The organism is Klebsiella sp. 141198, from assembly GCF_050600785.1.
Taxonomy (GTDB): Bacteria; Pseudomonadota; Gammaproteobacteria; order Enterobacterales; family Enterobacteriaceae; genus Klebsiella; species Klebsiella aerogenes.
The window spans coordinates 1,014,812-1,041,545 of the sequence record NZ_JAQIRM010000001.1 but is presented as its reverse complement, the minus strand read 5'-3'; the positions used below and the strand labels follow the sequence as shown (position 1 = coordinate 1,041,545).

Below are 26,734 nucleotides of genomic sequence, written 5' to 3'. Positions count from 1 at the left end.
TGACTATGCAACGTCTTGCCGATATCGCTCCTGCAGAGGTTCGCACCATCTGGGGATTATTAAGCGCGATCCCTGATCCGGAAGTGCCGGTACTCACCATCACCGACCTCGGAATGGTGCGCAGCGTCGCGCGCCACGGCGACGGCTGGGTGATTGGCTTTACCCCGACCTATTCGGGCTGTCCGGCGACGGAGCATCTGCTGGGCGAGATCCGTACGGTCATGAGCGAGCATGGCTTTGTGCCGGTACATATCGTCCTGCAGCTGGATCCGCCGTGGACCACCGACTGGATGAATCAGGATGCCCGCGAGCGCCTGCGCCAGTACGGCATCAGCCCGCCCCAGGGGCACGCCTGCCATGCGGACATGCCCGCTGAGGTGAGCTGTCCGCGCTGCGGCAGCACCCATACCTCGCTGATTAGCGAATTCGGTTCCACGGCCTGTAAAGCGCTGTATCGCTGCGACAGCTGCCGCGAACCTTTTGATTACTTTAAATGTATTTGAGGTTGCCATGACGACGTTCCATTCGCTTAAGGTGGCGAGAGTCGAGCCGGAAACCCGCGATGCGGTGACCATCACTTTTGCGATTCCGCAAGCCCTGCAGGCGGAATACTGTTTTCGCCCGGGCCAGCATCTGACGCTAAAAGCCCGTCTGGGCGGCGAAGAACTGCGCCGCTGTTACTCCATTTGTCGCAGCCGCACGCCAGGGGAAATTAGCGTCGCGGTCAAAGCCATCGACGGCGGGCGCTTCTCGCGCTACGCCCAGCACGATATCCAGCAGGGTATGGAGCTGGAGGTGATGGTGCCGCAGGGGCATTTCGGTTATCAACCGCAGGCTGAACGGCAGGGTGAATATCTGGCGATTGCCGCCGGTTCCGGGATCACGCCGATGATGGCTATCATTAGCGCGACGCTGGCGACCGAGCCGCAAAGCCGCTTCACGCTGATCTACGGTAACCGCAGCAGCCATAGCATGATGTTCCGCCAGGCGCTGGCCGATTTAAAAGACCGCTATCCGCAGCGCCTGCAGGTGATACATCTGTTTAGCCAGGAGTCGATGGACAGCGATCTGCTACAGGGCCGCATTGACGGCGACAAACTGCGCCAGCTCGCTGACCATCTGCTGGATTTTAGCCGTTTCGACGAGGCCTTTATCTGCGGTCCGGCGGTGATGATGGATGAGGCGGAAACGACGCTGCGCGAACTTGGCGTGCCGGAGAAGTCCATTCATCTCGAACGCTTCAATACGCCAGGCGGCAATGTGAAGCGCGCTGCCGGTGTGCAGGCGGAAGGGCGCACGGTGACCATCCGCCAGGATGGGCGCGATCGGCTTATCGCCCTCAGCGCCGAAGACGACAGCATCCTGGATGCCGCATTGCGTCAGGGCGCCGATCTGCCGTTCGCCTGTAAGGGCGGGGTATGCGCTACCTGTAAATGCAAAGTGCTACGCGGTGAAGTGGCGATGGCCGCCAATTACAGCCTGGAAGCGGACGAGCTGGCGGCGGGTTACGTGCTGAGCTGCCAGTCGCTGCCAACCAGCGGCGATGTGGTGGTCGACTTTGACGCGCGGGGGATGGCATGAGTGACCTGCTGATCCACCGTCATGGCCGGGTGTTACAGCTGACGCTGAACCGCCCGCAGGCCCGCAACGCGCTGAACAATGCCCTCTTAACCCAGATTGCCGAGGTGCTGGAGGCGGCGTCAATTGATGACAGCGTCGGCGTATGCGTTGTCAGCGGTAACGCGCGTTTTTTCGCCGCCGGGGCCGATCTCAACGAGATGGCGGAAAAAGATCTGCCAGCCACCCTTGATGATGTTCGCCCGCGGTTGTGGGCGCGTATCGATGCTTTCACTAAACCGCTCATCGCTTCGGTCAACGGCTACGCGCTTGGCGCCGGCTGCGAGTTGGCCCTGCTGTGTGACCTGATTGTTGCCGGTGACAATGCCCGCTTTGGCCTGCCGGAAATTACCCTCGGCATTATGCCGGGCGCGGGCGGCACCCAGCGTCTGATCCGCAGCGTTGGCAAGGCGTTGGCCAGTCGGATGGTGCTGAGCGGTGAGAGTATTGACGCCCGCCAGGCGCAGCAGGCCGGGCTGGTTAGCGATATCCATCCGGCGGCGTTAACCGATGAGTATGCCCTGAAACTGGCAACCACCATTGCCAGCCATTCGCCGCTGGCGCTACGGGCGGCAAAACAGTCGCTGCGCCTGTCGCAGGAAGTCAGCCTGCAGGCTGGTCTGCAACAGGAGCGCCAGCTGTTTAGCCTGCTGAGCGCTACCGAGGACCGTCGCGAAGGCATCGACGCCTTCTTACAAAAACGTACACCGGAATTTAAAGGACGCTAATCGTGGAAGCTTTCATTCTCAGCGCAGTGGAACAGGGCGTCATGACCATTACCCTCAATCGCCCGGACCGCCTCAACAGTTTTAACGATCTGATGCATCAACAGCTGGCGGAATGTCTGAAGCAGGCCGAGCGTGATGACGGCGTGCGCTGCTTGCTGATCACCGGCGCTGGTCGCGGCTTTTGCGCCGGCCAGGATTTGAACGACCGCAATGTCGACCCCAGCGGCCCGCCGCCGGATCTCGGCCTGTCGGTAGAACGTTTTTATAACCCGCTGGTACGCCGTCTGGCGGCGCTGCCGAAGCCGGTTATCTGCGCGGTCAACGGCGTTGCCGCCGGCGCGGGCGCTACCCTGGCGCTGGGCTGCGATATCGTGCTGGCCGCGCGTTCAGCCAAATTTGTGATGGCGTTCAGCAAGCTCGGCCTGGTGCCGGACTGCGGCGGCAGCTGGTTCCTGCCGCGGGTGGCCGGCCGTGCGCGCGCGATGGGGCTGGCGCTGTTGGGCGATAGCCTCAGCGCGGAACAGGCCGCGCAGTGGGGGATTATCTGGCAACTGGTGGACGATTCAGAACTGGCGGATACCAGTCTGCAGCTGGCGCGCCATCTGGCGGCGCAACCGACGTTTGGTCTTGGGCTGATTAAAAAGGCGCTGCTGGCTTCTGAAACCAACAGTCTCGATGCGCAGCTGGATCTTGAGCGCGATTATCAGCGCCTGGCCGGGCGCAGCGATGATTACCGCGAAGGGGTCAGCGCGTTTCTGGCCAAACGGCCACCACAGTTCAGCGGGAAATAGGCCATGACAACATCCTTAGCTACCGTGGCGGTGATTGGCAGCGGCACCATGGGGGCCGGTATTGCCGAAGTGGCCGCTGCCGCCGGACATCCGGTGCTTATTTTCGATATTAATCAAACCGCGATCGCCCAGGCGATCGACGGCATTGCCAGGCGTCTGGCATCACGTGTCGAGCGCGGCAAACTGGCCTCAGAGCAGGCCAATGCGTTGCTGGCGCGCCTGCATCCGGCCCACGATTTATCCGCGCTTGCCGACGCAGATTTAGTAATTGAAGCGGCCTCTGAACGGCTGGAGGTCAAAACGGCGCTGTTCGCACAGCTGGCGGAGATATGCGCGCCGTCAACGCTGTTGACCAGTAATACCTCGTCTATTTCGATTACCGCCATCGCCGCCGGGGTCAAAAACCCGGAGCGGGTGGCCGGGCTGCACTTTTTTAATCCGGCGCCGGTGATGAAACTGGTCGAGGTAGTGAGTGGGCTCGAGACGTCTGATGAGGTGGTAGAGCAGCTGTGCCAGTGCGTAAGCGGCTGGGGGAAACAGCCGGTGCGCTGCCGCTCAACGCCCGGTTTTATCGTTAATCGCGTAGCGCGTCCCTTCTACGCCGAGGCCTGGCGCGCGCTGGAAGAGCAGGTTGCCGTCCCTGAGGTTATTGATGCCGCTTTGCGTGACGGCGGCGGTTTTCCGATGGGACCGCTGGCATTGACTGACCTGATTGGCCAGGACGTCAACTTCGCCGTGACCTGTTCGGTGTTTAACGCCTTCTGGCAGGACCGCCGCTACCTACCATCGCTACTACAGCAAGAGCTGGCGCTGGCCGGGCGATTGGGTAAAAAGAGCGGCCACGGCGTCTATCGCTGGCCCGCCGAGACGCAGCCGGACGCGGCGCTGCCGCCGGTATCTAGTGGTGTTCAATCTATTACGGTTGTAAGTGACAGTGTCACAGAACTCGATGAACTCTTATTGTTGGAGACCGAAGGCGAAACGGCATTGGCGCTGAGCCTTAAGCATAAACGCCCGGTGGTGGTGTATGACCTGTGCGCCAGCGATACGGTAGTGCTGGCCGCAGCAGCCACCAACGCGCCTGCGGCCACTGATAAGGCCGTGCATTACTTCCAACAGCAGGGCAAGAAAGTCCTGCGTATTGCCGACTATCCCGGCCTGCTAGTGTGGCGCACGGTGGCGATGCTGATTAACGAAGCGCTTGATGCGGTGCAAAAAGGGATTGCGAGCGCGCAAGACATCGATACCGCGATGCGGCTTGGCGTCAACTATCCGCGAGGCCCGCTGGCGTGGGGAGAAAGCCTTGGCTGGCGGCGGGTGCTGCAACTGCTGGAGAACCTGCAACACCATTATGGCGAGGAGCGCTATCGCCCCAGTTCCCTGTTGCGCCAGAAGGCGCTGATGGAGAAGCACCATGAGCAATGATCCGTGGCGCAACGCGCGCGTGATGTACGAAAAAGATACCTGCGCCAGAAAGATGGGGATCGAACTTATCGAAATGGACGACGGTTTTGCGCAGATGAGCATGACCGTCTCGGCGGACATGCTTAACGGCCATCAAACCTGTCACGGCGGTCAACTATTTACGCTTGCCGATACCGCTTTCGCTTACGCCTGTAACAGCCAGGGGCTGGCGGCGGTGGCCTCGGCGGCGAGCATTGATTTTCTTCGTCCGGCGTTTGCCGGCGACAGGCTGGTCGCCACCGCAAGAGTCAAACAGCAGGGCAAGCTGACCGGCGTCTACGACATCGAAATTGTTAATCAACAGCAAAAGATTGTGGCCCTGTTCCGCGGCAAATCGCACCGCATCGGCGGCACAATCACGGGAGAAGTGTAATGCGCGACGCCTTTATTTGTGACGGGATCCGCACGCCGATTGGCCGCTACGGCGGAGCGCTGGCCGGCGTCCGCGCCGACGATCTGGCGGCGATCCCGCTGCGTGAGCTTCTGAGCCGTAACCCCGGGCTCGACCCGGCAGCGATTGATGATGTGATTTTCGGTTGTGCTAACCAGGCCGGTGAAGATAACCGCAACGTGGCGCACATGGCGACGCTATTGGCCGGTTATCCGCATACCGTACCGGGCACCACGATTAACCGCTTGTGCGGATCGGGTCTGGATGCAATCGGTTTTGCCGCCAGGGCGATCAAAGCCGGCGATGCCGATCTGCTGATTGCCGGCGGCGTCGAATCGATGTCGCGCGCGCCATTCGTGATGGGAAAAGCCAGCACGCCGTACCAGCGTCAGGCGGAACTCTTTGATACCACGATTGGCTGGCGTTTTGTGAACCCGCTCATGGCGCAACAATTCGGAACTGACAGCATGCCGGAAACGGCAGAGAATGTAGCTGAATTGTTAAATATTAGCCGAGCCGATCAGGACGCTTTCGCCTGGCGCAGCCAACAGCGCACGGCGCAGGCCCAGCGCGACGGCATTCTGGCGCAGGAAATCGTGCCGGTGCAGATCATCGGCAAGAAAGGAGCGGTCAGCGCGGTACGCGATGATGAGCATCTTCGACCGGAAACCACGCTTGAGCAACTCGCGCTATTAAAAGCGCCGTTCCGGAAAGGCGGAGTCATTACGGCTGGAAATGCTTCCGGCGTTAACGATGGCGCAGCGGCGCTGATTATCGCCAGTGAACAGCAGGCCAGCGTACAGGGGCTCACGCCGCGCGCGCGTATTGTGGCGATGGCGACGGCGGGTGTTGAGCCGCGCCTGATGGGCCTGGGGCCGGTACCGGCAGTGCGTAAAGTGCTGGAGCGAGCCGGGCTCAATATTAACGATATGGACCTGATTGAGCTGAATGAGGCCTTCGCCGCGCAGGCGCTGGGGGTGCTCAGACAACTCGGCGTGCCGGATGATGCGTCGCACGTGAACCCCAACGGCGGCGCCATCGCGTTAGGCCATCCGCTGGGCATGAGCGGCGCGCGGCTGGCGCTCAGCGCCAGCCTTGAGCTGCAACGCCGGGGCGGACGTTATGCGCTGTGTACGATGTGTATTGGCGTGGGTCAGGGCATTGCCATGATCCTCGAGCGAGTGTGAGCTAATTTACCTGCGAGTACCCTACAATGATAACTACTACAAAATTAGATCCGATTGAAACCGCATCGCGTGATGAACTGCAGGCCCTGCAAACCCAGCGCCTGAAATGGACGCTCAAGCATGCGTATGAAAATGTGCCGATGTATCGCCGCAAATTCGACGCCGCCGGTGTGCACCCTGACGATTTTCGGGAATTAAACGATCTGAAAAAATTCCCCTGTACCACTAAACAAGATCTGCGCGACAACTATCCCTTCGATACCTTTGCGGTGCCTATGGAGCAGGTGGTGCGCATTCACGCCTCTTCCGGCACCACCGGCAAACCCACGGTGGTAGGTTATACGCAAAACGATATTGATAACTGGGCCAATATTGTCGCCCGTTCGCTGCGTGCGGCCGGAGGTTCAGCGAAAGATAAAATTCACGTCGCCTACGGCTACGGCTTGTTTACCGGCGGCCTTGGCGCGCACTACGGCGCGGAGCGTTTAGGCGCGACGGTGATCCCGATGTCCGGCGGACAGACCGAAAAACAGGCGCAGCTGATCCGCGACTTCCAGCCGGATATGATCATGGTGACGCCGTCTTATTGTCTGAATCTGATTGAAGAGCTGGAGCGCCAGATGGGCGGCGATGCCCGCGGCTGTTCATTGCGGGTCGGCGTGTTTGGCGCCGAGCCGTGGACGCTGGCGATGCGCGCGGAAATCGAGCGCCGCCTGGGGATCACCGCGCTGGATATTTACGGTCTGTCAGAGGTGATGGGGCCGGGGGTGGCGATGGAGTGTCTGGAAACCGTTGATGGCCCGACCATCTGGGAAGACCACTTCTTCCCGGAAATCGTCAACCCGGACGACGGTACGCCGCTGGAGGATGGCGAGCATGGCGAACTGTTGTTTACCACGTTGACCAAAGAAGCGCTGCCGGTGATCCGCTATCGTACCCGCGACCTGACGCGCCTGCTGCCGGGAACCGCGCGGACCATGCGCCGCATGGATCGCATCAGTGGACGCAGCGACGATATGTTGATTATCCGCGGGGTTAACGTCTTCCCCTCGCAGCTGGAAGAGGAGATCCTCAAGTTTGAACACCTGGCGCCGCACTATCAGTTAGAGGTCAATCGCCGCGGTCATCTTGATTCGCTGGCGGTACGCGTTGAGCTGAAAGAGAGCGGGCTGGCGTTAAGTCATGAACAACGCTGCCAGATTTGCCATCAGTTGCGTCACCGTATTAAGTCGATGGTCGGGATCTCCACCGATATTACTATCGTCAACTGCGGCAGCATTCCTCGCTCTGAAGGGAAAGCCTGTCGGGTATTCGACCTGCGTAAAGCGGTGGTTAGCGGTTAATTCTCTCCCCGGTAACCCGGCTGAGGCCTTTACGCCGTAAGCCGGGAATTTCCTGTGCTATGATTCATAAAGGAAAAATATAACAACAGAATGAATCAGATGAGTAAACTCGACGCCTTTATTCAACAAGCGGTGACGGCGATGCCGATAAGCGGCACGTCATTGATTGCCTCGCTGTATGGCGACGCCTTATTACAACGCGGTGGGGAAGTGTGGCTGGGTAGCGTCGCGGCGCTGCTGGAAGGATTAGGATTTGGCGAGCGCTTTGTTCGCACCGCGCTATTTCGCCTCAATAAAGAAGAGTGGCTCGACGTCGTGCGTATCGGCCGGCGTAGCTTCTATCGCCTGAGCGATAAAGGACTACGTCTGACCCGGCGCGCGGAACATAAAATCTATCGGGCGAATGCCCCGGAATGGGACGGAACCTGGCTGCTGCTACTGTCGGAAGGGTTAGAAAAAACGGTTCTGGCGGAAGTCAAAAAGCAACTGTTATGGCAGGGATTTGGCGCGCTGGCGCCGAGCCTGCTGGCCTCGCCGTCGCAAAAACTGGCCGATGTCCAATCGCTGCTACATGAAGCGGGCGTTGCCGAAAACGTCATCTGTTTTGAAGCCCATTCGCCGCTGGCGCTCTCAAGGGCGGCGCTGCGCGACCGCGTAGAAGAGTGCTGGCATCTCACCGAACAAAATGAGATGTACGAGGCGTTTATCGCATTGTTCCGACCGTTACTGCCGCTGCTGCGCGACAGCGAACCGTCAGAATTGACGCCGGAGCGCTGTTTCCAGATCCAACTGCTCCTTATCCATTTCTATCGCCGGGTGGTGCTTAAAGACCCGCTGCTGCCGGAAGAGCTGCTTCCCGCACACTGGGCCGGGCAAACCGCGCGGCAGCTGTGCATCAATATTTATCAACGCGTGACCCCCGGCGCGCTGGCGTTTGTCGGCGAGAAAGGTGAAAGCTCGGTTGGCGAGCTTCCCGCGCCGGGACCGCTTTATTTTCAACGCTTTGGCGGTTTGCCGGGCGTCTAAGGAGATTGCATGCCGATTTATCAGATTGATGGGCTGACGCCAGTGGTGCCGGATGAGAGCTATGTTCATCCGACGGCGGTACTCATTGGCGACGTGATCCTGGGAAAAGGGGTCTATGTTGGGCCTAATGCCAGCCTGCGCGGCGATTTTGGCCGTATTGTAGTAAAAGACGGAGCCAATATTCAGGATAACTGCGTCATGCACGGCTTCCCCGGTCAGGATACCGTGGTGGAAGAGGACGGTCACATCGGCCACGGCGCCATCCTGCATGGCTGTGTGATTGGCCGCAACGCGCTGGTGGGAATGAGCGCGGTGATTATCGACGGGGCGGTAATTGGCGAAAATAGTATTGTCGGCGCTTCTGCTTTCGTAAAAGCGAAAGCGGAAATGCCCGCTAACCATTTAATTATCGGCAGCCCGGCAAAAGCGATTCGTACGCTGAGCGAACAGGAGCTGGAGTGGAAAAAACACGGTACCCGTGAATACCAGGTGCTGGTCGAACGCTGTAAGCAGACGCTACATCAGGTGGAGCCATTAAAAGAGATGGAGGCCGGGCGCAAGCGTCTGGAATTTGATGAAAACCTGCGGCCAAAATCGTCGAGCTGAATGTTATTAATTTTTTTATTAGCTTGTTGAATATTAACGGATTCTGAATTTTACTTTGCCGTCTTTTGTCACGCAGCGGCTAAGCGCAATATGGTCCTTTGACTTTATCGAGGATTGACAATGACGCTTTACAGCGTGAAGCCTGCGTTTCAGGCGCTGCTGCGGCCAATCATGTTCTGGTTGGCGAAGCGAGCGGTCACCGCCAATCAGGTGACGCTCGCCGCCTTGTTATTATCCGTTCTGACCGGCTTATTCCTGGCGATCTTTCCGCATTACACTCTTTACTGGATACTTCCAGTTGTTCTGTTTATCCGTATGGCGCTTAATGCGCTTGATGGCATGCTGGCTCGAGAGTGTCGTCAGCAGTCCCGACTCGGCGCGGTGCTCAACGAATTTGGCGATGTGATCTCCGATGTTGCGTTATATCTTCCTTTTTTATTGCTTCCCGGTAGCCATCCGACGCTGGTGTTAACAATGCTGCTTTGTACGGTTCTCAGTGAGTTTGCCGGAGTGCTGACGCAGGCGATTGGCGGCGTGCGTAGTTACGCCGGGCCGATGGGGAAAAGCGATCGCGCTATGGTGTTTGGCGGTTGGGGGATAGCATTGAACCTGTGGCCGGACGTGGCGGTATGGAGCAATATGCTGTGGGGGCTCGTTACCTTGCTGCTTATCTGGACCATTATCAACCGCTGTTCCAGCGTTCTGCCCGGAGCCAGGGCATGACGCTATTGCTGCGTTCTCTGGCGGTTATCTTTTTGCTATTGCTATTGGCGACAGCGGTGGATGGTCTGCTGCGCTGGCGGAAGCCTGAGAAAAACTGGCGTGAGTTGACCTTACGGATCCACACCTGGTGGGTGATTATCGTCCTTTTTTCGCTGGCGTTGCTCAGCCCGCGCTGGTTAGCGCTGACCTTTTTCGCGCTGGTCAGCTTTATGGCGCTGAAAGAGTTCTTGACTCTGGTGCCCTCCCGACAGGCTGACCGCATGCCCGTACTGTGGATGTTCATCGCCATCCCCATCAACTATTGGCTAATCAGTATTGGCTGGTACGGTCTGTATATCATTTTCATTCCGGTGTACGCCTTTTTATTCCTGCCTGCGAGAATGGTTCTGGCGGGTGATACCCGGGGGTTTTTACATAGCGCCGCGCAGCACCATTGGGGGCTGATGACCACCGTCTTCGCTTTTAGCCACGTGGCTTCTTTGCTGGTGTTGCCAACCAACGGTCAGCAAACCGGCGCGCTGCTGGTGCTGTTTCTGGTGGGCTTAACCGAATTCAACGACATTGCGCAGTATCTTTGGGGTAAATCATTGGGGCGGATCAAAATCACGCCAACCGTGAGCCCAAATAAGACCCTGGCCGGGTTGCTTGGCGGTATTGGCTGCACCACGCTGGCCGCATGGCTGCTGGGGCCGATAATGACGCCGCTTAACTGGCAGATGTCGTTATTGGCGGGCGCGATGATCGGCAGCGCGGGTTTCTGCGGAGATGTGGTGATGTCGGCGGTGAAACGCGATATTGGGGTGAAAGACAGCGGTACCTTGCTGCCGGGCCACGGCGGCATTCTTGACCGGCTGGACTCTCTTATCTTTACCGCGCCGGTATTCTTCCATTTTATTCGTTATTCCTGCTACTGACATGATGCTAAAAAATGGCTTTAGAATGCTGTTTGCGATAGTGGTTATCTGGCCATTAGCCTGGCTGTGGCTAGGGCTGCGGGTGAAACATCGTGAGCGCCTGCCGGAAAAGGGGCCGGCGATCGTGGTGGCTAATCATAACAGCCATATGGATGTGTTCGCGCTGCTGGCGCTATTTTCGTTGCGAACGCAGAGACAAGTTCATCCAGTGGCGGCGGCGGACTATTTTTTACGTAATAAAGCCCTGGCCTGGTTCACCCTGAATGTACTGAATATTATTCCCGTAGCGCGCCGCGGGCAGGGGAAAAATCCGTTAGCGGCCTGTGAACAAGCGCTACGTGATGCACAAATCCTGATCCTTTTTCCTGAAGGTACCCGCGGACAACCGGGAGTGATAGCGCCGATAAAATCAGGGCTTTGGTATCTCAGTCAAAGTTTGCCGCAGGTCGCTATTATCCCTATAGGGCTCAAAGGTACCGAACGGGTGATGGCTAAAGGCAACCGCATTCCTTTACCCCTGTTCATCGACGTCAATATTGGCGAGCCGTTATATTTCCATCCGGATAAACAGCAGTTTAAAGACCAGATAGGGCGGCAGTTACTGTTGCTCAGCGCTTCCTTTAATGGAGAAGAACCGCATGGCTGAGCCCCGCGTGGCGTAAGAACGTACCGTTGTCACCCGCGACGTTACGGCTTCATATTACTGTTGCTGGCCGGTACGATTCCCGGCGCTACCTGACTGCAGATATTGAGTGGCTAAATTGAGATAACGGGGTTGATAGCGTGACAGCTCAAGTAGATGTTTGTTGCCGCCCGGACGTAGGGCGGCGAACGATATAATCAGCGCTTTTGGTTGTAAAATGAATCAATTAATTCATCAATAAACTTTTGCGCCAGCATCTCTACCGCGCCGCTACGGGTAAGCATCGCCAGGCAGGCCAGACGGTCCAGTTTACGTAGCACCGAGCGTTTAACCGACAGCGAAATAGCCGTTTTTTGATCCTTATTCAATACGACTTTACCCGAAGTCATCGGCATTTTAAGGTCGCTATTGACACGGATCGCTTCTGCCATTCGCTCCATCATCTCCTTAGTCAAGGAGCCACTAGCGACAAGTTGATAGGTATGGGCGGCTTTACTGTATTTTATTTCCGCCGCATAGGTATCACGCAACGTTTTCAGCGTTCTTGATAACGTTGGATCCGAACAACCTAGCTTTTCCAGCAGTTCCGTTGAGGGGACCGGTTGCCCGTTGCCGAGAATCAGCGCCAGTTTAAAAATGCGCTCTTGTTTACTATTTAATCTCATCCTGAGGCCATCGCATTATCCATAGTGTAGTGTGTCGGTTAATTTATCGACCCTTGGGCAAAAGCGTCTTGGGCGAATTCGCTAACGATACCGTAATGGGCTGCTCTGGCCAGGATGGCTGCAGCCCAGTTGCGATGGGTGGCCGGTTCGCACATTGTCCCTTGAGATTTAAACACAGCCTGGCTGGAGTTAAGGATCCGTAGCGCATCAGCGTGTTCGCCGGGTGTGACCATTAGCGCGCGTTCAATCGTCAGCAATTGATTGGGATGAATAGCTGTTTTTCCGACCAGACCGTGGGCCATATCCAGCTGCAGTTCCCGCGCCATGATCTCCTGGCTATCGATATGTTCGCAAACCGGCGCGGTAAGGGCGAAATGATAAGGAGAGAAAACGGATACCAGCATTTTGATAACGTATCCCATTGGCCCGTCGTACAGCGTCAGGTTACGCGAACGACGCAGCGAGATAACATTCATGAGATCGTTACCACCGATACGCAAGGCGATTATCCGGGCTCGACAGGGATGAGCGCTGAGTTCTACGGCAAGTTGGCGCATTTTCTCGCAATCAAATACCTCTTCGGTTTCCAGCGTTGGCATCATGCTCAGAGAAGTGCTGCCGATCGCTCGCCACCAGCCAGCCAGTGAATGGTGAGTGAATTTGGGTATGACCATGCCGTCAATGGCCGTCAAATCAAAGTTCTCGATTAGTTGTTTCGCCATGGTTAGATGTCGTGGACGAATAAATACCAGCGGCCAGAGACGGTGCTCTTGTGTTGCTTTGGCATGGGCCAGCTGTGTACAGAGCTTTTCGAGGTTTACCAGAGCGTGGTTGATATCGCTATCGCTAACCGAATCCTCAAGACAGATCACTAATGAGCGTAGTCCTTTCATTTTGCCGTCAATGATGGTTGAGGCAATATCATGGCGCGTGGCGGGCATGTATAGGGTCGCTCCCAGATTCCATGCCGAGAGACGTGTTTTCATTAAAATACCTTCTTGATAATAGTGACGGCACGGTATTGGCCGATTTCATCGCCAACTTCGCTTACGTGAATACCTTTATCGCGGGCTAACGCAATCAGTAGCGCAACATCCGGATCGTTAATGGCGCGCACCAGAACATGATCGGGTACCCTGCGAAGCACCGCTCGTGTTGCTTCTGCGATGCCTGGTTTGATGCGGTTAAGATTGTCGACGGCATATCGTTCAGCAAGGTGGAGCACTACAGTTTCGCTTTTGCGTCGAAGTCTGGCTTTCTGCGCTAAATCAGGTTTAATCTGCGCGGCGGATAGTAGCGTCTGTCGATAGTTGTCAACGGTATCAACCAGTAGCTGGCCGCATTCAAAATCAGCTAAATGATCGCATTGCACACAACCGTGAAAGCCGACCGGCGACCACAAAGAGCGAGAAATCAGACCCGATACCGGCGCGCCCATGATTCCGAAGGGGATTAACCAGTCATCGTCGGACGCGGACAACCACGCGCAGCCGCAGGGATCGGCTAACACCACCAGTCTGGGATCGGCGGGGTAGCCTTTACGGCCATGTAGCGAACGTTGCAGCTGCGAACGAATGGCGCCTTTCCCGGTCCATCCGTCGACAAAGACGATACCTTGCGTGCCGTGACGGTGTTCAATCCAGTCAAGCGCGGCGCTATCAATACCGCGATCGCGAATGATGCTAATACCGTAGTGGAAGGACGTTTTACCCGCATCACGCAGCGCACGCTGTAGCATCACCCCTAGCGGCACACCCGCGCGCACTAAACTCACCAGTATGATAGGCGTATCAGTGAACTGCGCGATGAGCGTGTGACAGAGCTGCTGCACCTCGTTAGCCATACGTGGCGTTTCACGCTGCAGGGCCTTGGCAAAAAGATTAAGATGCCACTGACTTGGCGCGGGCTCCTGGCTGAGCAGGTCGGAATAGTGCGCTTTACCAGATTGAATCAACACCTCTTTTTCATCAACCGACGTCATGGCGATATTCACCGGACTGAGTAGAAAGCGAACGTCATTTTGCGGAAAAGCGCCGGAAAAGTGATGGAGCTCGTGCATATTAAGAACCTGCGAAAATATGGTGATTAATGGCTGCGGCAAACTGGCTTTGCCTGGGGATGGCAAACCAATGGCAAAGTTGCAAAAAGCGATGATCGCTAAGGCTGTCGCCAAAACCGAGCACCGGGAATTTGCCGCGCTGGGCCTGCAATTTATTTACTAGCCAAGCGACGGCCGACCCTTTATCGACAGGTTCAGGTATCCAGGCAACATTATTACCGTTGCGGTGAAGATAAAAGCCCTGCAGGGTGAAGCGCTGCGTCAGCCAGTCGGCAAAGGCGTAAAGTTCGGCGATTCTGGTGCTGTCGCGATGTTTCATCACCAGGTAAACGGGCACTTCGTCATACTCTTTGTTGATGCGCGCCCAGCCGTCGACGCCTTGAATAGCCATCTGGGTAGTGATGTCGTGTTGCATGGCTGTCAGTTTGTCAGCATACGGCGCCAGGTTAGCCAACATATGCTGTTGCCACTCAGCATCCGCTAGCCCTTCAGGCGTGATGATGACCGCGCCGTGGGTGGTTATAGCCCATGAGTCAAACGCGATTTGCACCCGCGCCAACTCTTCGCTTCCTCTGGCGGTGACGGGGATCAGTTCGGCATGTTCCAGCAGCCAATCGACGAGCATGGCCTGCTCTTCGTTCATATAGCTGCGTGGACGCATTTCCCGGTCCAGCGCGGCGCAACGAAAGGGGGCCGCAGAGAGTTCATTGACCATTTTCCGTCTGGTCTGAAATAACGTATCGTCGAGATCGGAAAATACTACTGGCTTATTCATAAGATAAAATCTCCAGTCGCGAACAAAGCGACTCCAGCGCGTGGACCAGGTGGGGATCAACGCTTTTCGTAGGGGTCTCTATACATAAAATAATGCGATCGAAACGCTGGTGGGCGACGTTGTAGACAAAGTTTGGGATGCCCAGCCCGTAATTATCGTTAAATGACAGCAGCGATTGGATGGCCATGCCGGGCGCAATCGGCGAGCGGCTAGTGGCGCTGAACTTAATGCTGGCCCCTTGCTGCTCAAGACGCTCAGCTAGCAAAAATGGTTCCCAGACAAACTCACCGCTGCCTAGTACCAGGATAGTTTCGCCTGTGGCTGCGACGATCTCGCCGCCTAGGTCAGCGGCGGGACGTATCATTCCCAGGCGCCCCCACGTCTGGCGCCGTGAAAGGGCATACTCTCCACGCGAGGTAATATTGACGGCAGGCATTTCAGGAGGCGTAGCGTTGGACTGTGGATACCATTCCCAGCGTCCTTTAACTAACGCGACCTGGCTGACAGGCAGGTTACAACGCCTGGCGAAGGCATCGCCGCTCCAGTCGGTGAGGGTCACGGAGACAACCCTTTGCAAATGTGTCAGATGCGGGTGCAACGCGGACACAAGATTGATGAAGGTATTACCGGTCGTTGCTTCATCATCGATGAGCACCAGAGTTTTTGCTTCCAGCACCCGTCGGCGCATTTCTCGATCGTCGGGGAGATAAATCAAATGGTCCGTGGCATGGCTATGCGCTTCTTTAAATTCGCACAGCAGTTCCGCCTCTTGCGGATGACGCGTAGAGGTGAGATAGATTGCCTGGTCAACACGTTTGCGGAGTTCGTCAAACACGCCTGCGCCGAGGCCAACGGCTGTCTCAGCCATCCCGACGAACAACACCGGCCCGGCGAGGTCGGCGAGGTCGGCGGGGAAACCAACGGCAAGTCGCTGGTAAACTGCGCGCATCGTTGCCGGCGAAACAGGGATATGTCGACCTAACACCTGACTGACAAACAGAAATGCCCGTTTAGGATTGCGCCGTTCAGCGATGTCAAACAGTGCATGAAGTTCGTTATCCTCGCCGTGGTGAAACACGCGTAATTCGCCACTTGAGAGCTGACGGCGGTAGCAGTTTTCGTGTTTCATCATTTCACCTCCGCATTGTACGAAGGCGCAAGAACGTTGTTGAGTTGCTGAGGGTATCGCCTGCTCTCTGTCATTACTCTGATGGTTGCAGGGGTGAACTGATGCGCTACGCGCCGTATGATGTCATCCGCTGTCAGTAAATCCAGCCGCTGCGCGGCGAACAACCCGGGCAGATTAACGCCGCTGTGACGGGTATAACCAATACCACCGGAAGGGCGTAGATTTATTTCCAGTAAAAGTGGTTTGCCTTCTGTATCGTTCCGGGTCTGCACGTTAACCAGGCCATCAGCGTGCAGTGCTTCGGCGCAGGCGCAGGCAAGTTCTATCGCCGGCCCTCTATTTTCCAGATACTGCAGCGCGCCTTCTTTTCGTCTACCAATGGCTGTCAGTACTTTGCCGTGACTAAGCAGCATGTCGACAGAGTATTCGGGCCCAGGTAACCAGGGCATGAGGGTCAGTGGAGTAAAGACCTCACTGGTCTTAACGGCGGCAAGATACTGTTCCGGCTGAATACGTCGTTGTTCCGGGTGGTTAATAATATCTGTAGAAAGCGCGTGCTCATCAAATAGCCAAAACCCCATGCCATAAATACCGGTCACGGGTTTCACACATAAACGGCAACCGGGAAAAGGTGACGCTTTGAGGAGATATTCCAGCGTGTTGGTATCAGTGACTCGAATGGATGGCACCACGGGAAGCCCATACGCTTGCATGGCTTTTGCAAAGCTGACTTTGTCATCGGCAATATCAAATGTGAATACCTGGCTTGCGCCCGTGGTGAGACTCACGCCTAGCGCTTCAATTTGGCGTCGGTGCTGTTCGTACCAACGGCACGCTTTGCCAACCTGAATGGCGGATATACCATATTCCTTTGTTATTGATGAAATAAATGACATTCTTGAATTGATGTCTATGGGTTCACTTAATGAAAAATGTGCCGTTGATAATATTTCATGTCGTGATTGACTATGTGAAGCGTAGGTGGTTATTGGGTGTTTGTTATTATTGATTGTGAAATCATTAATGCCGAAAATGATATCGCGTTGGGAGGCGAGCCCCTCCATAATCCATATTTTTCTTTCCATTAATATTACTTCCACGCGTCCAGCGTTAAATTTAACTGGAGTCTAGGTTCGCTATAATGGCATGTCAATCATAATATGAGGTGCTTTTTTGTTTTCGGAATGAGTATTTGTGCAGTGAATATTTTTATATTTTTTAATGATTTTGGGAATGCATTGCTATCAGTGGCGTATTTTTCTTTTTCCTAATTTTATAAATTGCCTTGTCTCAGTTCTTTATCATGATATGATTTTTTTCGAGTCTTTAATGCATATTGATTTGCTAAATATATTTTATAGGGAATAATAAATGGTCTCACTTACTAAGAATCAGACAATTTCATTAAGCAAAGCGTCTCCGGCATTATCGCAGCTGACTTTCGGTTTAGGCTGGGATCCGCTGCAGGCGAAGAAAAAAGGGTTATTCGGCGGATTGTTCTCCGGTGGCGCCGGTTCTATCGACCTTGATGCCAGCTGCATTCTATTGAATAAGAATGGCAACGTGCTGGATACCATTTGGTTTGGACAGCTGAAATCTCGCTGTGGCGCTGTCGTTCATAGCGGCGATAATTTAACTGGAGAGGGTGAGGGTGATGATGAAGTCATTCGCGTCAATCTGGAAAAACTTTCCGCTAATGTGGAGTATCTGGCTTTTACCGTCAATAGTTTTCGCGGCCAAACTTTTAACGAAGTTGAGAATGCCCATTGCCGCGTGCTCGATCAAAACAATCAGGAGTTGGCCCGCTACCAGCTAACCGAGCAAGGTTCTCATACCGGTATTATTATTGCTTCATTAAGCCGTCAGAATGGCAGTTGGGATTTTACCGCCCATGGTCAAGCTGCTCAGGGGCGCACTATCGAAGATATGGAAAGTGACGTATTACGCATTGTGGTGCGCTAATGAAATTATTACCCGGAGGAAATAGCGCGGTTCCTGCAGCTAATCTTAGTATCAAAATAAGCGCGGGAAGCGGTGTTGATGTGTCGTCATTTCGTCTCTATGCCAATAATAAAGTAAGAGGCGATGCGGATATGTGTTTTTACGGCCAGCCGCGGAATGATGATAATACCATACAGGTTAGCGCTAATAATTCTGCTACTGTATTTCAGGTTGCATTAGGTCTGCTGCAGGCGGACGTCCAAAAGGTGGCATTTACCGCAACCTGCGATAATAACAGGACTATCGGTGAATTAGGCCATTTGACGATCGCGGTGGAGCATAACGGCAATACGCTGATTGACTGTCAGGTCGATGTTCACGGTCGAAATGAAGCCGCGCTGATTCTGGGCGAGTTTTACCGGCGTAATGGCGAGTGGAAGTTTCGCTTTGTCGCTCAGGGTTTTACGGGCGGACTAAAACCGCTCGCTGAATACTATGGTGTTGATATTGCCGATGAAGTTACACCTCCTGCTGCTGAAGCCGCGAAAGTGAACCTCAGCAAAGTGACTTTGACTAAAGAGAAACCGGCAATCAGCCTCGCTAAACGAGACGACTATGGCGAGATACGCGTTAATCTGAATTGGCATCGCCAAAGCTCGGCCACAGGCTTATTTGGTTCATTATTAGGGGGAGGGGCCAGCAACGTTGATCTGGATCTTGGCGCTTTTGTCGAATTAAAAAATGGCGATTTAAGCGTAGTTCAGGCATTGGGTAATGCATTTGGGCGATATCAACAACCGCCCTTTATTCAGCTTCAGGGTGACGATCGTACGGGGGCTGTTAACGATGGCGAATGGATCTGTATCAATGGCAGCGAATGGCAAAATATTCAGCAGATATTAATCTACGCCTTTATTTATGAAGGCGTTGCCAGCTGGGATAAAACAGATGGCGTAGTTACGCTACATGTCCCCGGCCAGCCGCCAATCGAAACCCGACTGACCGAAGGCAATAATCGTCGAACAATGTGCGCTATTGCTCGCTTAGTCAATGACAACGGCGCCATAAAAGTTGAGCGTATAAATCAATATTTCACCGGCCATAAAGAGATGGATCGCGCATTCGGTTGGGGATTCCGCTGGCGAGCAGGTTCTAAATAAAGAAAACCAAGTGAGGGAACGATGGGATTATTTAATAAAGTAAAATCGACATTGAACGCCAGCCGCGATGAACTGGTCAAACAGGTTGGGCGTTTTAAAAATAAGAAATTCATGCAGGGAACGGTTGCGGTATGTGCTCGCATTGCCGTTTCCAGCGATGGTGTTAGCGCCGAAGAAAAACAGAAAATGATGGGCTTTCTTCGTTCGTCGGAGGAAATGAAAGTTTTTGATACCAACGAAGTGATCGACTTTTTTAATAAATTGGTATCCAGCTTCGATTTCGATATGGAAATCGGCAAAGGCGAAACCATGAAATATATTCTGGCTTTAAAAGATCAGCCAGAAGCAGCACAACTGGCCGTGCGAGTAGGCATTGCGGTGGGCAAAAGCGATGGCCATTTCGACCCGGATGAACAGGCGGCAACCAGAGAGATAATCGCCGCGCTTGGTTTTAACGCTGAAGAGTTTGGTCTTTAACCCCAGCATTTAAAGGTATTTCATGGTCACCACGCATTTAGGTTTTCCCATTGAAACGGTGAGCGTTTTTATTATTCTCGCCATCGGGGCTATCGTTATCGACCTCGTGATGCATCGTAACGATAGCGTGATATCGCTGAAAAGCGCGGCACTATGGTCACTATTTTGGGTTGCGGTGGCAATGGTTTTTGCCGGATTTCTGCTGGTGCACCACGGCGCGGAAGTAGCCAGTTTGTTTGTTACTGGTTACGCCTTAGAAAAGGTGCTTTCGGTCGATAATCTTTTCGTTATGATGGCGATCTTCTCCTGGTTTGGTATCCCGGAACGTTATCGCCACCGCGTCCTGTACTGGGGGGTGATTGGCGCGATTATTTTCCGCGCTATTTTTGTCGCCATCGGCACAGGTCTATTAGCACTGGGTCCGTATGTTGAAATAGTCTTTGCCTTAATTGTGCTATGGACTGCCGTCATGATGTTAAAAAGCGGGGAGGAGAGCGATGAAATAGAAGACTATTCGCAGCATATCGCTTACCGACTGGTAAAACGTGTGTTCCCCATCTGGCCAAAATTGGTGGGACATGCTTTTTTACTTACCGCTAAAGAGGTCGACCGTGAACGGGCGAAGCCGGAGAATAAAGATCTCATTATTAGCGCTGGTAAACGCGTCGCGCTATATGCAACGCCGCTGATGTTATGCGTGGCGGTCGTTGAACTGTCTGATGTGATGTTCGCTTTTGATTCCGTACCGGCCATTATAGCAATAAGCCAGGAGCCGCTGATTGTCTATAGCGCGATGATGTTTGCCATTCTTGGCCTACGTACGCTTTATTTCGTACTGGAGGCGCTTAAACATTATTTAGTGCATCTTGAAAAAGCGGTCATCGTATTACTTTTCTTTATTGCCTTTAAACTTGGTCTGAATGCCACCGACCATCTCTGGCACCATGGCTATAGTATTTCGGCTACCGCCAGTCTATATGTCGTTCTGGTGGTGCTTATTCTTGGGATTGTCGCTAGTTTTGTATTTCAGGAAAAAAACGAGGAACAGCCGGGAGGTAGTTAATTCTTTGCACTGTCCTTATTCATGTTCACTTTAAAAAGGATTTAATATGAGCGTATCACTATCAAAAGGCGGTAACGTTTCTCTTAGCAAAAGCGATCCGTCAATGAAAAACGTGCTGGTTGGATTAGGGTGGGATGTTCGTACCACCGACGGCCAGGATTTTGACCTTGACGCTTCCGCCTTCCTGTTATCCGACACAGGAAAGGTGCGCAGCGACAGCGACTTCATCTTCTACAACAACTTAAAATCGGCTGATGGCTCGGTCACTCATACCGGTGACAACCGTACCGGGGAAGGGGACGGCGATGATGAATCGCTGATCGTCAAACTGGATATGATCCCCGCTAATGTCGCGAAAATTATCTTTGTGGTGACCATTCACGACGCGCAAATGCGTCGCCAAAGCTTCGGTCAGGTTTCTGGCGCTTTTATTCGTTTGGTCAACAACGATTCGCAGCATGAAGTAGCCCGCTATGATTTGACCGAAGACGCTTCCAGCGAAACGGCGATGCTTTTCGGCGAACTTTATCGCCATAACGGCGAGTGGAAGTTCCGTGCCGTCGGTCAGGGATACGCAGGCGGCTTGTCCAGCGTCTGTGCCCAGTATGGAATCAACGCATCGTGATTCGAGCTGCCTGATTGCGAATCGGGCAATACGGTAGATTTATAACAGGAGGTTTAAATGGCTGTTTCCCTGGTTAAGGGTGGTAACGTATCACTCACTAAAGAAGCGCCGTCGATGAATATCGCGATGGTGGGGTTAGGTTGGGATGCTCGGGTCACTGACGGGCAGGGCTTCGACCTTGACGCGTCGGTCTTTATGGTTGGCGAGGATGGCAAGGTGCTCTCGGATGCGAATTTCATCTTCTTTAATAACAAGAAGAGCCCTTGCGGCGGTGTTGAGCACCAGGGTGATAACCGTACCGGTGAAGGAGACGGCGATGATGAACAGGTCAAAATCACGCTTTCCCAGGTTGCCGCAGAGGTGAAAAAACTGGTTTTCTCGGTAACCATCTACGACGCCGAAGCCCGTAAGCAGAACTTCGGTATGGTACAGAATAGCTATATGCGCGTGTATAACCACGACAATGGTGAAGAAATCGCGCGTTTTGATCTGTCGGAAGATGCATCAACGGAAACGGCGATGATCTTTGGCGAACTGTATCGTCACGGTGCTGAATGGAAATTTAAAGCGGTAGGTCAGGGATTCGCTGGCGGTCTGGCGGCGTTAGCTTCCGCGCATGGCGTTAGCGTTTAATTCTTGGCAAGAATAAAACCTCCCGCTGGTGCGGGAGGTTTGTTTTATCAGGCTGCAACCACGCTGTCGATCGCCGCTTTGGCATCGGACTGCGCTTTGGCCGCAACTTCTGGACCATAAGCAATACCCTCTGCAAACACGAAGTTCACGTCGGTGATGCCGATAAAGCCAAGGAAGGTAGACAGATACGGTGTGACCAGGTCGGTTGGCGTATCTTTATGGATACCACCGCGGCTGGTTAGCACTACCGCACGTTTGCCGGTAACCAGACCTTCAGGCCCCTTCTCGGTGTAACGGAAGGTGACGCCTGCGCGGGCAACCAGGTCAAAATAGTTTTTCAGCTGAGTCGGGATGTTGAAGTTGTACATCGGCGCAGCGATAACAATCACATCGTTAGCTTTCAGTTCAGCGATCAGCTCATCGGAGAGTGCCAGCGCTTCCTGCTGACGCGCAGTCAACTGCGCATCGCTCGGACGCAGCGCGCCAACCAGTTCACCATCCAGTACCGGAATCGGGTTTGCCGCCAGATCGCGCACGGTGATAACGTCGCCTGCGTGTTTTTCGCGCCATTGTTCAACAAAATAGTCGGACAGTTGGCCGGATTGCGAGTACCCTGCAAGAATACTGGACTTCAGAACTAATACTTTGCTCATGGGTGTTTCCTTTTAATGTGATTGACGGGTCAATGCCCTGGTGCTTGATGACACTGTATTCACAATCATGCCGCAGAGATAGCGCAATATATCGAATTCTATGTTCAATTTTTTTGAACAAGGCATGAATTCTACAGATGTGGTAATCTACAGCAATATTTCATGAGAGATTTTTCCGGCAGAGCACTGCCCGATAACGCTATGACAGAACAACAAAAAATCACTTTCTCGCAGCTCTATGAACGGCTCGATGGCCTGATGCTGCGCGATAAATCGCGCTACAGCCGCCGCCTGCATGGCGCAAAGAAGGTTAAAAATCCTGATGCCCAGCAGGCCATTCTCCACGAGATGGCGCAGGAGATAGAACAGGCCGCTGGGAAAGTCCTGCTACGCGAAGCCGCGCGTCCGGCAATTACCTATCCGGAAAACCTGCCGGTTAGCCAGAAAAAACAAGAAATTCTCGAAGCGGTGCGCGACCACCAGGTGGTGATCGTCGCCGGGGAGACCGGTTCTGGCAAAACTACTCAGTTACCCAAAATTTGCATGGAGCTGGGGCGCGGCCTGAAAGGCCTGATTGGCCACACCCAGCCGCGGCGACTGGCGGCGCGAACCGTCGCTAACCGTATTGCTGAAGAGCTGCAGAGCGAGCCGGGCGGCTGTATTGGTTATAAAGTGCGCTTTAGTGACCACGTCAGCGAAAACACCATGGTTAAGCTGATGACCGACGGTATCCTGCTGGCGGAAATCCAGCAGGATCGCCTGCTGATGCAGTATGACACCATCATTATTGATGAGGCGCACGAGCGCAGTCTGAACATTGATTTTCTGCTGGGCTATCTGAAAGAGCTCCTGCCGCGCCGCCCGGACCTGAAAATCATCATAACCTCCGCAACCATCGACCCGGAACGTTTCTCGCGCCATTTTAATCATGCGCCGATTATCGAAGTTTCCGGGCGGACTTACCCGGTTGAAGTACGTTATCGTCCGATTGTTGAAGAGGCGGACGATACCGAACGCGATCAGCTCCAGGCGATTTTTGATGCCGTCGATGAACTGGGGCGCGAAAGCCCCGGCGATATCCTGATCTTTATGAGCGGCGAGCGGGAAATCCGCGATACCGCAGATGCGTTGAATAAGCTCAATCTGCGTCATACCGAAGTGCTGCCGCTGTATGCTCGTTTATCAAACAGTGAGCAAAACCGGGTCTTCCAGTCCCATAGCGGGCGGCGTATTGTCCTGGCAACCAACGTTGCTGAAACCTCGCTAACGGTTCCGGGTATCAAATACGTTATCGATCCGGGTACCGCGCGCATCAGTCGCTATAGCTACCGTACAAAAGTGCAGCGCCTGCCTATCGAGCCGGTATCACAGGCCTCTGCTAATCAGCGTAAAGGCCGCTGCGGACGTGTGTCAGAAGGTATCTGTATCCGTCTTTACTCGGAAGACGATTTCCTGTCGCGGCCGGAATTTACCGACCCGGAAATTCTGCGTACCAACCTGGCCTCGGTCATTCTGCAAATGACCGCTCTGGGGCTGGGCGATATCGCCGCGTTTCCGTTTGTCGAAGCGCCGGATAAGCGCAACATCCAGGATGGCGTGCGTCTGTTAGAAGAGCTCGGCGCCATCACTACCGATGAGCAGGCAACGGCTTATAAGCTAACCCCACTGGGCCGCCAGCTTAGCCAGCTACCGGTGGATCCGCGTCTGGCGCGGATGGTGCTGGAAGCGCAGAAACATGGCTGCGTGCGTGAAGCGATGATCATCACTTCCGCGCTGTCGATTCAGGATCCGCGCGAGCGCCCCATGGACAAGCAGCAGGCGTCTGATGAAAAGCATCGTCGCTTCCACGATAAAGAGTCTGATTTCCTTGCGTTTGTCAATTTGTGGAACTATCTCGGCGAACAGCAAAAGGCGCTCTCCTCGAATCAGTTCCGCCGCCAGTGCCGGGTGGATTTCCTCAACTATTTACGCGTGCGTGAATGGCAGGATATTTACACCCAACTGCGCCAGGTCGTGAAAGAACTCGGCCTGCCGATCAACAGCGAGCCAGCGGAGTACCGTGAAATTCATACCGCGCTGCTGACCGGTTTGTTGTCGCATATCGGGATGAAGGACTCCGATAAACAGGAGTATACCGGCGCCCGTAATGCCCGGTTCTCTATCTTCCCCGGCTCTGGTCTATTCAAGAAGCCGCCGAAGTGGACTATGGTTGCGGAACTGGTGGAGACCAGCCGCCTGTGGGGGCGCATTGCCGCCCGCATTGAGCCGGAGTGGGTCGAGCCGGTGGCCCAGCATCTGATTAAACGTTCATATAGTGAACCGCACTGGGAGCGGTCGCAGGGCGCGGTCATGGCGACAGAAAAGGTCACCGTCTACGGTCTGCCAATCGTCGCCGCGCGTAAGGTCAACTATAGCCAGATTGACCCGGCGCTGTGTCGTGAGCTGTTCATCCGCCACGCGCTGGTAGAGGGCGACTGGCAGACGCGGCATGCTTTCTTCCGCGATAACCTGAAGCTGCGCGCTGAAATCGAAGAGCTGGAGCATAAGTCGCGCCGTCGCGACATCCTGGTGGATGACGAGACCATGTTCGAGTTTTACGACCAGCGCATTAGCCACGATGTCATCTCCGCTCGCCACTTTGATAAGTGGTGGAAGCAGGCCAGCCGCGAAACGCCAGACTTGCTCAATTTTGAAAAGAGCATGCTGATTAAAGAGGGGGCGGAGCAGGTCAGTAAACTGGACTACCCGAATTTCTGGCATCAGGGCAATCTTAAACTGCGTCTTAGCTATCAGTTTGAACCCGGTGCGGATGCCGATGGCGTAACGGTTCATATTCCGCTGCCGTTGCTCAACCAGGTAGAGGAAGCCGGATTTGAATGGCAGATCCCCGGCCTGCGTCGCGAGCTGGTCATCGCGTTAATCAAATCGTTGCCGAAACCCGTTCGGCGTAATTTCGTCCCAGCGCCTAATTATGCCGAGGCGTTTTTAGGCCGCGCGACGCCGCTGGCGTTGCCTCTGCTGGATTCGCTGGAGCGTGAGTTGCGTAAAATGACCGGCGTGACCATCGACCGCGAATCCTGGCAGTGGGATCAGGTGCCCGATCACCTGAAAATCACTTTCCGGGTGGTGGATGACAAAAATAAGAAACTGCAGGAAGGACGCTCTCTGCAGGCGTTGAAGGATGCGCTTAAAGGTAAAGTTCAGGAGACGCTCTCGGCGGTGGCCGATGATGGTATTGAACAGAGCGGGCTGCATATCTGGAGTTTCGGCACCCTGGCGGAGAGTTACGAACAGAAGCGCGGCAACTATAAAGTTAAAGCCTGGCCGGCGCTGGTGGACGAGCGTGACAGCGTCGCCATCAAACTGTTTGATAATCCACAGGAACAGCAGCAGGCGATGTGGCGTGGTCTACGCCGTTTGCTGTTGCTTAATATTCCATCGCCGATTAAATATCTGCACGAGAAACTGCCCAACAAAGCCAAACTGGGACTCTATTTCAACCCTTATGGCAAGGTGCTGGATTTGATTGACGACTGCATCTCCTGTGGTGTTGACAAGCTTATCGATGAAGCCGGCGGCCCGGTGTGGACCGAAGAGGGCTTTAGTAAACTGCACGATAAAGTGCGCGCCGAACTGAACGACACGGTGGTCGATATCGCAAAGCAGGTCGAGCAGATCCTGACGGCGGTGTTTAACATCAATAAGCGTCTGAAAGGGCGGGTAGATATGACGATGGCCCTGGGGCTGTCGGATATTAAAGCGCAGATGGCGGGTCTGGTTTATCGTGGCTTTGTTACCGGCAACGGTTTCCGCCGCCTCGGCGATACGCTGCGTTATCTGCAGGCAATTGAAAAGCGTCTTGAGAAGCTGGCAATCGACCCGCATCGTGACCGCGCGCAGATGCTAAAAGTCGAGAGCGTGCAACAGTCGTGGCAGCAGTGGTTGAATAAGCTGCCGCCGAATCGCCGCGATGACGACGACGTACAGGAGATCCGCTGGATGATCGAAGAGCTGCGCGTCAGCTTCTTTGCTCAGCAGTTGGGTACCCCGTATCCCATCTCGGACAAACGCGTGTTGCAGGCAATGGAGCAAATTACGCCGTAACCTGGCTGGTTGTCCCC

Annotated in this window: 27 protein-coding genes; 20 read left to right on the top strand and 7 right to left on the bottom strand. The window is 54.5% G+C overall.

Going from position 1 to position 26,734, the window contains the following annotated elements; all coding sequences use genetic code 11:
* Positions 1-5: 5 nt before the first annotated feature.
* The 13 genes from paaD to PGR10_RS04965 all read left to right on the top strand — a co-directional run bounded on the left by paaD (position 6) and on the right by PGR10_RS04965 (position 11,436).
* The gene (paaD, locus tag PGR10_RS05025) at positions 6-503 is read left to right on the top strand and encodes a 1,2-phenylacetyl-CoA epoxidase subunit PaaD (RefSeq protein ID WP_308958708.1); all 498 of its coding nucleotides are present in this window, start codon (positions 6-8) and stop codon (positions 501-503) included.
* A gap of 7 nt (positions 504-510) precedes the next feature.
* The gene (gene paaE, locus PGR10_RS05020; protein WP_316424019.1) at positions 511-1,581 is read left to right on the top strand and encodes a 1,2-phenylacetyl-CoA epoxidase subunit PaaE; all 1,071 of its coding nucleotides are present in this window, start codon (positions 511-513) and stop codon (positions 1,579-1,581) included.
* Entirely contained in the window at positions 1,578-2,345 is a 768-nt protein-coding gene (gene paaF, locus PGR10_RS05015; protein WP_430923058.1) for a 2,3-dehydroadipyl-CoA hydratase PaaF, read from the top strand. Before paaE ends, paaF begins: the two co-directional genes overlap by 4 nt.
* A 2-nt stretch (positions 2,346-2,347) precedes the next feature.
* On the top strand, positions 2,348-3,136 hold the full coding sequence (gene paaG / locus PGR10_RS05010; RefSeq protein WP_032711767.1) for a 2-(1,2-epoxy-1,2-dihydrophenyl)acetyl-CoA isomerase PaaG: 789 nt from the start codon (positions 2,348-2,350) through the stop codon (positions 3,134-3,136).
* A 3-nt stretch (positions 3,137-3,139) separates the two neighbouring features.
* Entirely contained in the window at positions 3,140-4,561 is a 1,422-nt protein-coding gene (locus PGR10_RS05005) for a 3-hydroxyacyl-CoA dehydrogenase (RefSeq protein ID WP_430923057.1), read from the top strand.
* A complete protein-coding gene (paaI, locus tag PGR10_RS05000) occupies positions 4,551-4,973 on the top strand; it encodes a hydroxyphenylacetyl-CoA thioesterase PaaI (RefSeq protein WP_023279988.1) in 423 nt (140 codons plus the stop codon). The genes PGR10_RS05005 and paaI overlap by 11 nt, the downstream gene beginning before the upstream one ends.
* A complete protein-coding gene (gene pcaF, locus PGR10_RS04995; protein ID WP_430923056.1) occupies positions 4,973-6,178 on the top strand; it encodes a 3-oxoadipyl-CoA thiolase in 1,206 nt (401 codons plus the stop codon). The genes paaI and pcaF overlap by 1 nt, the downstream gene beginning before the upstream one ends.
* A 26-nt stretch (positions 6,179-6,204) precedes the next feature.
* The gene (paaK, locus tag PGR10_RS04990) at positions 6,205-7,521 is read left to right on the top strand and encodes a phenylacetate--CoA ligase PaaK (RefSeq protein ID WP_004224503.1); all 1,317 of its coding nucleotides are present in this window, start codon (positions 6,205-6,207) and stop codon (positions 7,519-7,521) included.
* Positions 7,522-7,620: 99 nt separating this feature from the next.
* Positions 7,621-8,547: a phenylacetic acid degradation operon negative regulatory protein PaaX gene (gene paaX, locus PGR10_RS04985; RefSeq protein WP_026612287.1), complete on the top strand. Its 927-nt coding sequence runs from the start codon at positions 7,621-7,623 to the stop codon at positions 8,545-8,547.
* A 9-nt stretch (positions 8,548-8,556) separates the two neighbouring features.
* Positions 8,557-9,153 (top strand): phenylacetic acid degradation protein PaaY, encoded by a 597-nt coding sequence (gene paaY, locus PGR10_RS04980; RefSeq protein WP_113373226.1) that lies wholly within the window; start codon positions 8,557-8,559, stop codon positions 9,151-9,153.
* A 120-nt stretch (positions 9,154-9,273) separates the two neighbouring features.
* Positions 9,274-9,876 carry a CDP-alcohol phosphatidyltransferase family protein gene (locus PGR10_RS04975; RefSeq protein ID WP_430923055.1) on the top strand — a complete coding sequence of 201 codons (603 nt, stop codon included), beginning with the start codon at positions 9,274-9,276 and terminating at the stop codon, positions 9,874-9,876.
* Positions 9,873-10,790, top strand: coding sequence for a phosphatidate cytidylyltransferase (locus tag PGR10_RS04970; RefSeq protein WP_087859467.1), 918 nt, complete (start codon positions 9,873-9,875; stop codon positions 10,788-10,790). Before PGR10_RS04975 ends, PGR10_RS04970 begins: the two co-directional genes overlap by 4 nt.
* Before the next feature lie 4 nt (positions 10,791-10,794).
* Positions 10,795-11,436: a lysophospholipid acyltransferase family protein gene (locus PGR10_RS04965; RefSeq protein WP_430923113.1), complete on the top strand. Its 642-nt coding sequence runs from the start codon at positions 10,795-10,797 to the stop codon at positions 11,434-11,436.
* A 194-nt stretch (positions 11,437-11,630) separates the two neighbouring features.
* On the opposite strand, the gene PGR10_RS04960 is transcribed toward PGR10_RS04965, so the two are convergent.
* The 6 genes from PGR10_RS04960 to PGR10_RS04935 are packed head-to-tail and all read right to left on the bottom strand — an operon-like array spanning position 11,631 to position 17,146.
* A complete protein-coding gene (locus PGR10_RS04960) occupies positions 11,631-12,098 on the bottom strand; it encodes a tellurium resistance protein TerW (RefSeq protein WP_113373229.1) in 468 nt (155 codons plus the stop codon).
* A 38-nt stretch (positions 12,099-12,136) separates the two neighbouring features.
* Entirely contained in the window at positions 12,137-13,084 is a 948-nt protein-coding gene (locus PGR10_RS04955; protein ID WP_113373230.1) for an HpcH/HpaI aldolase/citrate lyase family protein, read from the bottom strand.
* Positions 13,084-14,157 (bottom strand): cysteine protease StiP family protein, encoded by a 1,074-nt coding sequence (locus tag PGR10_RS04950; protein ID WP_337071904.1) that lies wholly within the window; start codon positions 14,155-14,157, stop codon positions 13,084-13,086. The genes PGR10_RS04955 and PGR10_RS04950 overlap by 1 nt, the downstream gene beginning before the upstream one ends.
* Position 14,158: 1 nt before the next feature.
* Positions 14,159-14,932: a hypothetical protein gene (locus PGR10_RS04945; RefSeq protein ID WP_113373232.1), complete on the bottom strand. Its 774-nt coding sequence runs from the start codon at positions 14,930-14,932 to the stop codon at positions 14,159-14,161.
* Positions 14,925-16,064, bottom strand: coding sequence for a phosphoribosyltransferase domain-containing protein (locus PGR10_RS04940; protein WP_430923054.1), 1,140 nt, complete (start codon positions 16,062-16,064; stop codon positions 14,925-14,927). Before PGR10_RS04940 ends, PGR10_RS04945 begins: the two co-directional genes overlap by 8 nt.
* Complete coding sequence (locus PGR10_RS04935; protein ID WP_430923053.1) at positions 16,061-17,146, bottom strand: ATP-grasp domain-containing protein; 1,086 nt, start codon at positions 17,144-17,146, stop codon at positions 16,061-16,063. The genes PGR10_RS04940 and PGR10_RS04935 overlap by 4 nt, the downstream gene beginning before the upstream one ends.
* A gap of 286 nt (positions 17,147-17,432) precedes the next feature.
* Here PGR10_RS04935 and PGR10_RS04930 point away from each other — a divergent pair, with 286 nt between their 5' ends.
* The 6 genes from PGR10_RS04930 to PGR10_RS04905 are packed head-to-tail and all read left to right on the top strand — an operon-like array spanning position 17,433 to position 21,960.
* Positions 17,433-18,023 (top strand): TerD family protein, encoded by a 591-nt coding sequence (locus PGR10_RS04930; protein ID WP_213316197.1) that lies wholly within the window; start codon positions 17,433-17,435, stop codon positions 18,021-18,023.
* A complete protein-coding gene (locus PGR10_RS04925; RefSeq protein ID WP_430923052.1) occupies positions 18,023-19,162 on the top strand; it encodes a TerD family protein in 1,140 nt (379 codons plus the stop codon). Before PGR10_RS04930 ends, PGR10_RS04925 begins: the two co-directional genes overlap by 1 nt.
* Positions 19,163-19,183: 21 nt before the next feature.
* A complete protein-coding gene (locus tag PGR10_RS04920; RefSeq protein WP_087859475.1) occupies positions 19,184-19,639 on the top strand; it encodes a tellurite resistance TerB family protein in 456 nt (151 codons plus the stop codon).
* Between the two features lie 22 nt (positions 19,640-19,661).
* Complete coding sequence (locus PGR10_RS04915) at positions 19,662-20,702, top strand: TerC/Alx family metal homeostasis membrane protein (RefSeq protein WP_430923050.1); 1,041 nt, start codon at positions 19,662-19,664, stop codon at positions 20,700-20,702.
* 46 nt (positions 20,703-20,748) lie between these two features.
* Positions 20,749-21,327, top strand: coding sequence for a TerD family protein (locus PGR10_RS04910; protein ID WP_047067806.1), 579 nt, complete (start codon positions 20,749-20,751; stop codon positions 21,325-21,327).
* Positions 21,328-21,384: 57 nt separating this feature from the next.
* Entirely contained in the window at positions 21,385-21,960 is a 576-nt protein-coding gene (locus tag PGR10_RS04905) for a TerD family protein (RefSeq protein ID WP_087859478.1), read from the top strand.
* Positions 21,961-22,007: 47 nt separating this feature from the next.
* On the opposite strand, the gene azoR is transcribed toward PGR10_RS04905, so the two are convergent.
* Positions 22,008-22,613, bottom strand: coding sequence for an FMN-dependent NADH-azoreductase (gene azoR, locus PGR10_RS04900; RefSeq protein WP_049052730.1), 606 nt, complete (start codon positions 22,611-22,613; stop codon positions 22,008-22,010).
* A 201-nt stretch (positions 22,614-22,814) separates the two neighbouring features.
* Between azoR and hrpA the strand changes: the two genes are divergently transcribed.
* Complete coding sequence (gene hrpA / locus PGR10_RS04895; RefSeq protein ID WP_213316195.1) at positions 22,815-26,717, top strand: ATP-dependent RNA helicase HrpA; 3,903 nt, start codon at positions 22,815-22,817, stop codon at positions 26,715-26,717.
* Positions 26,718-26,734 lie beyond the last annotated feature (17 nt).

Coding starts and splice junctions, on each gene's coding strand:
- paaD (WP_308958708.1), top strand. CDS start 6: ATGCAACGTCTTGCCGATATCGCTCCTGCAGAGGTTCGCACCATCTGG.
- paaE (WP_316424019.1), top strand. CDS start 511: ATGACGACGTTCCATTCGCTTAAGGTGGCGAGAGTCGAGCCGGAAACC.
- paaF (WP_430923058.1), top strand. CDS start 1,578: ATGAGTGACCTGCTGATCCACCGTCATGGCCGGGTGTTACAGCTGACG.
- PGR10_RS05005 (WP_430923057.1), top strand. CDS start 3,140: ATGACAACATCCTTAGCTACCGTGGCGGTGATTGGCAGCGGCACCATG.
- paaI (WP_023279988.1), top strand. CDS start 4,551: ATGAGCAATGATCCGTGGCGCAACGCGCGCGTGATGTACGAAAAAGAT.
- pcaF (WP_430923056.1), top strand. CDS start 4,973: ATGCGCGACGCCTTTATTTGTGACGGGATCCGCACGCCGATTGGCCGC.
- paaK (WP_004224503.1), top strand. CDS start 6,205: ATGATAACTACTACAAAATTAGATCCGATTGAAACCGCATCGCGTGAT.
- paaX (WP_026612287.1), top strand. CDS start 7,621: ATGAGTAAACTCGACGCCTTTATTCAACAAGCGGTGACGGCGATGCCG.
- paaY (WP_113373226.1), top strand. CDS start 8,557: ATGCCGATTTATCAGATTGATGGGCTGACGCCAGTGGTGCCGGATGAG.
- PGR10_RS04975 (WP_430923055.1), top strand. CDS start 9,274: ATGACGCTTTACAGCGTGAAGCCTGCGTTTCAGGCGCTGCTGCGGCCA.
- PGR10_RS04970 (WP_087859467.1), top strand. CDS start 9,873: ATGACGCTATTGCTGCGTTCTCTGGCGGTTATCTTTTTGCTATTGCTA.
- PGR10_RS04965 (WP_430923113.1), top strand. CDS start 10,795: ATGCTAAAAAATGGCTTTAGAATGCTGTTTGCGATAGTGGTTATCTGG.
- PGR10_RS04960 (WP_113373229.1), bottom strand. CDS start 12,098: ATGAGATTAAATAGTAAACAAGAGCGCATTTTTAAACTGGCGCTGATT.
- PGR10_RS04955 (WP_113373230.1), bottom strand. CDS start 13,084: ATGAAAACACGTCTCTCGGCATGGAATCTGGGAGCGACCCTATACATG.
- PGR10_RS04950 (WP_337071904.1), bottom strand. CDS start 14,157: ATGCACGAGCTCCATCACTTTTCCGGCGCTTTTCCGCAAAATGACGTT.
- PGR10_RS04945 (WP_113373232.1), bottom strand. CDS start 14,932: ATGAATAAGCCAGTAGTATTTTCCGATCTCGACGATACGTTATTTCAG.
- PGR10_RS04940 (WP_430923054.1), bottom strand. CDS start 16,064: ATGATGAAACACGAAAACTGCTACCGCCGTCAGCTCTCAAGTGGCGAA.
- PGR10_RS04935 (WP_430923053.1), bottom strand. CDS start 17,146: ATGGAAAGAAAAATATGGATTATGGAGGGGCTCGCCTCCCAACGCGAT.
- PGR10_RS04930 (WP_213316197.1), top strand. CDS start 17,433: ATGGTCTCACTTACTAAGAATCAGACAATTTCATTAAGCAAAGCGTCT.
- PGR10_RS04925 (WP_430923052.1), top strand. CDS start 18,023: ATGAAATTATTACCCGGAGGAAATAGCGCGGTTCCTGCAGCTAATCTT.
- PGR10_RS04920 (WP_087859475.1), top strand. CDS start 19,184: ATGGGATTATTTAATAAAGTAAAATCGACATTGAACGCCAGCCGCGAT.
- PGR10_RS04915 (WP_430923050.1), top strand. CDS start 19,662: ATGGTCACCACGCATTTAGGTTTTCCCATTGAAACGGTGAGCGTTTTT.
- PGR10_RS04910 (WP_047067806.1), top strand. CDS start 20,749: ATGAGCGTATCACTATCAAAAGGCGGTAACGTTTCTCTTAGCAAAAGC.
- PGR10_RS04905 (WP_087859478.1), top strand. CDS start 21,385: ATGGCTGTTTCCCTGGTTAAGGGTGGTAACGTATCACTCACTAAAGAA.
- azoR (WP_049052730.1), bottom strand. CDS start 22,613: ATGAGCAAAGTATTAGTTCTGAAGTCCAGTATTCTTGCAGGGTACTCG.
- hrpA (WP_213316195.1), top strand. CDS start 22,815: ATGACAGAACAACAAAAAATCACTTTCTCGCAGCTCTATGAACGGCTC.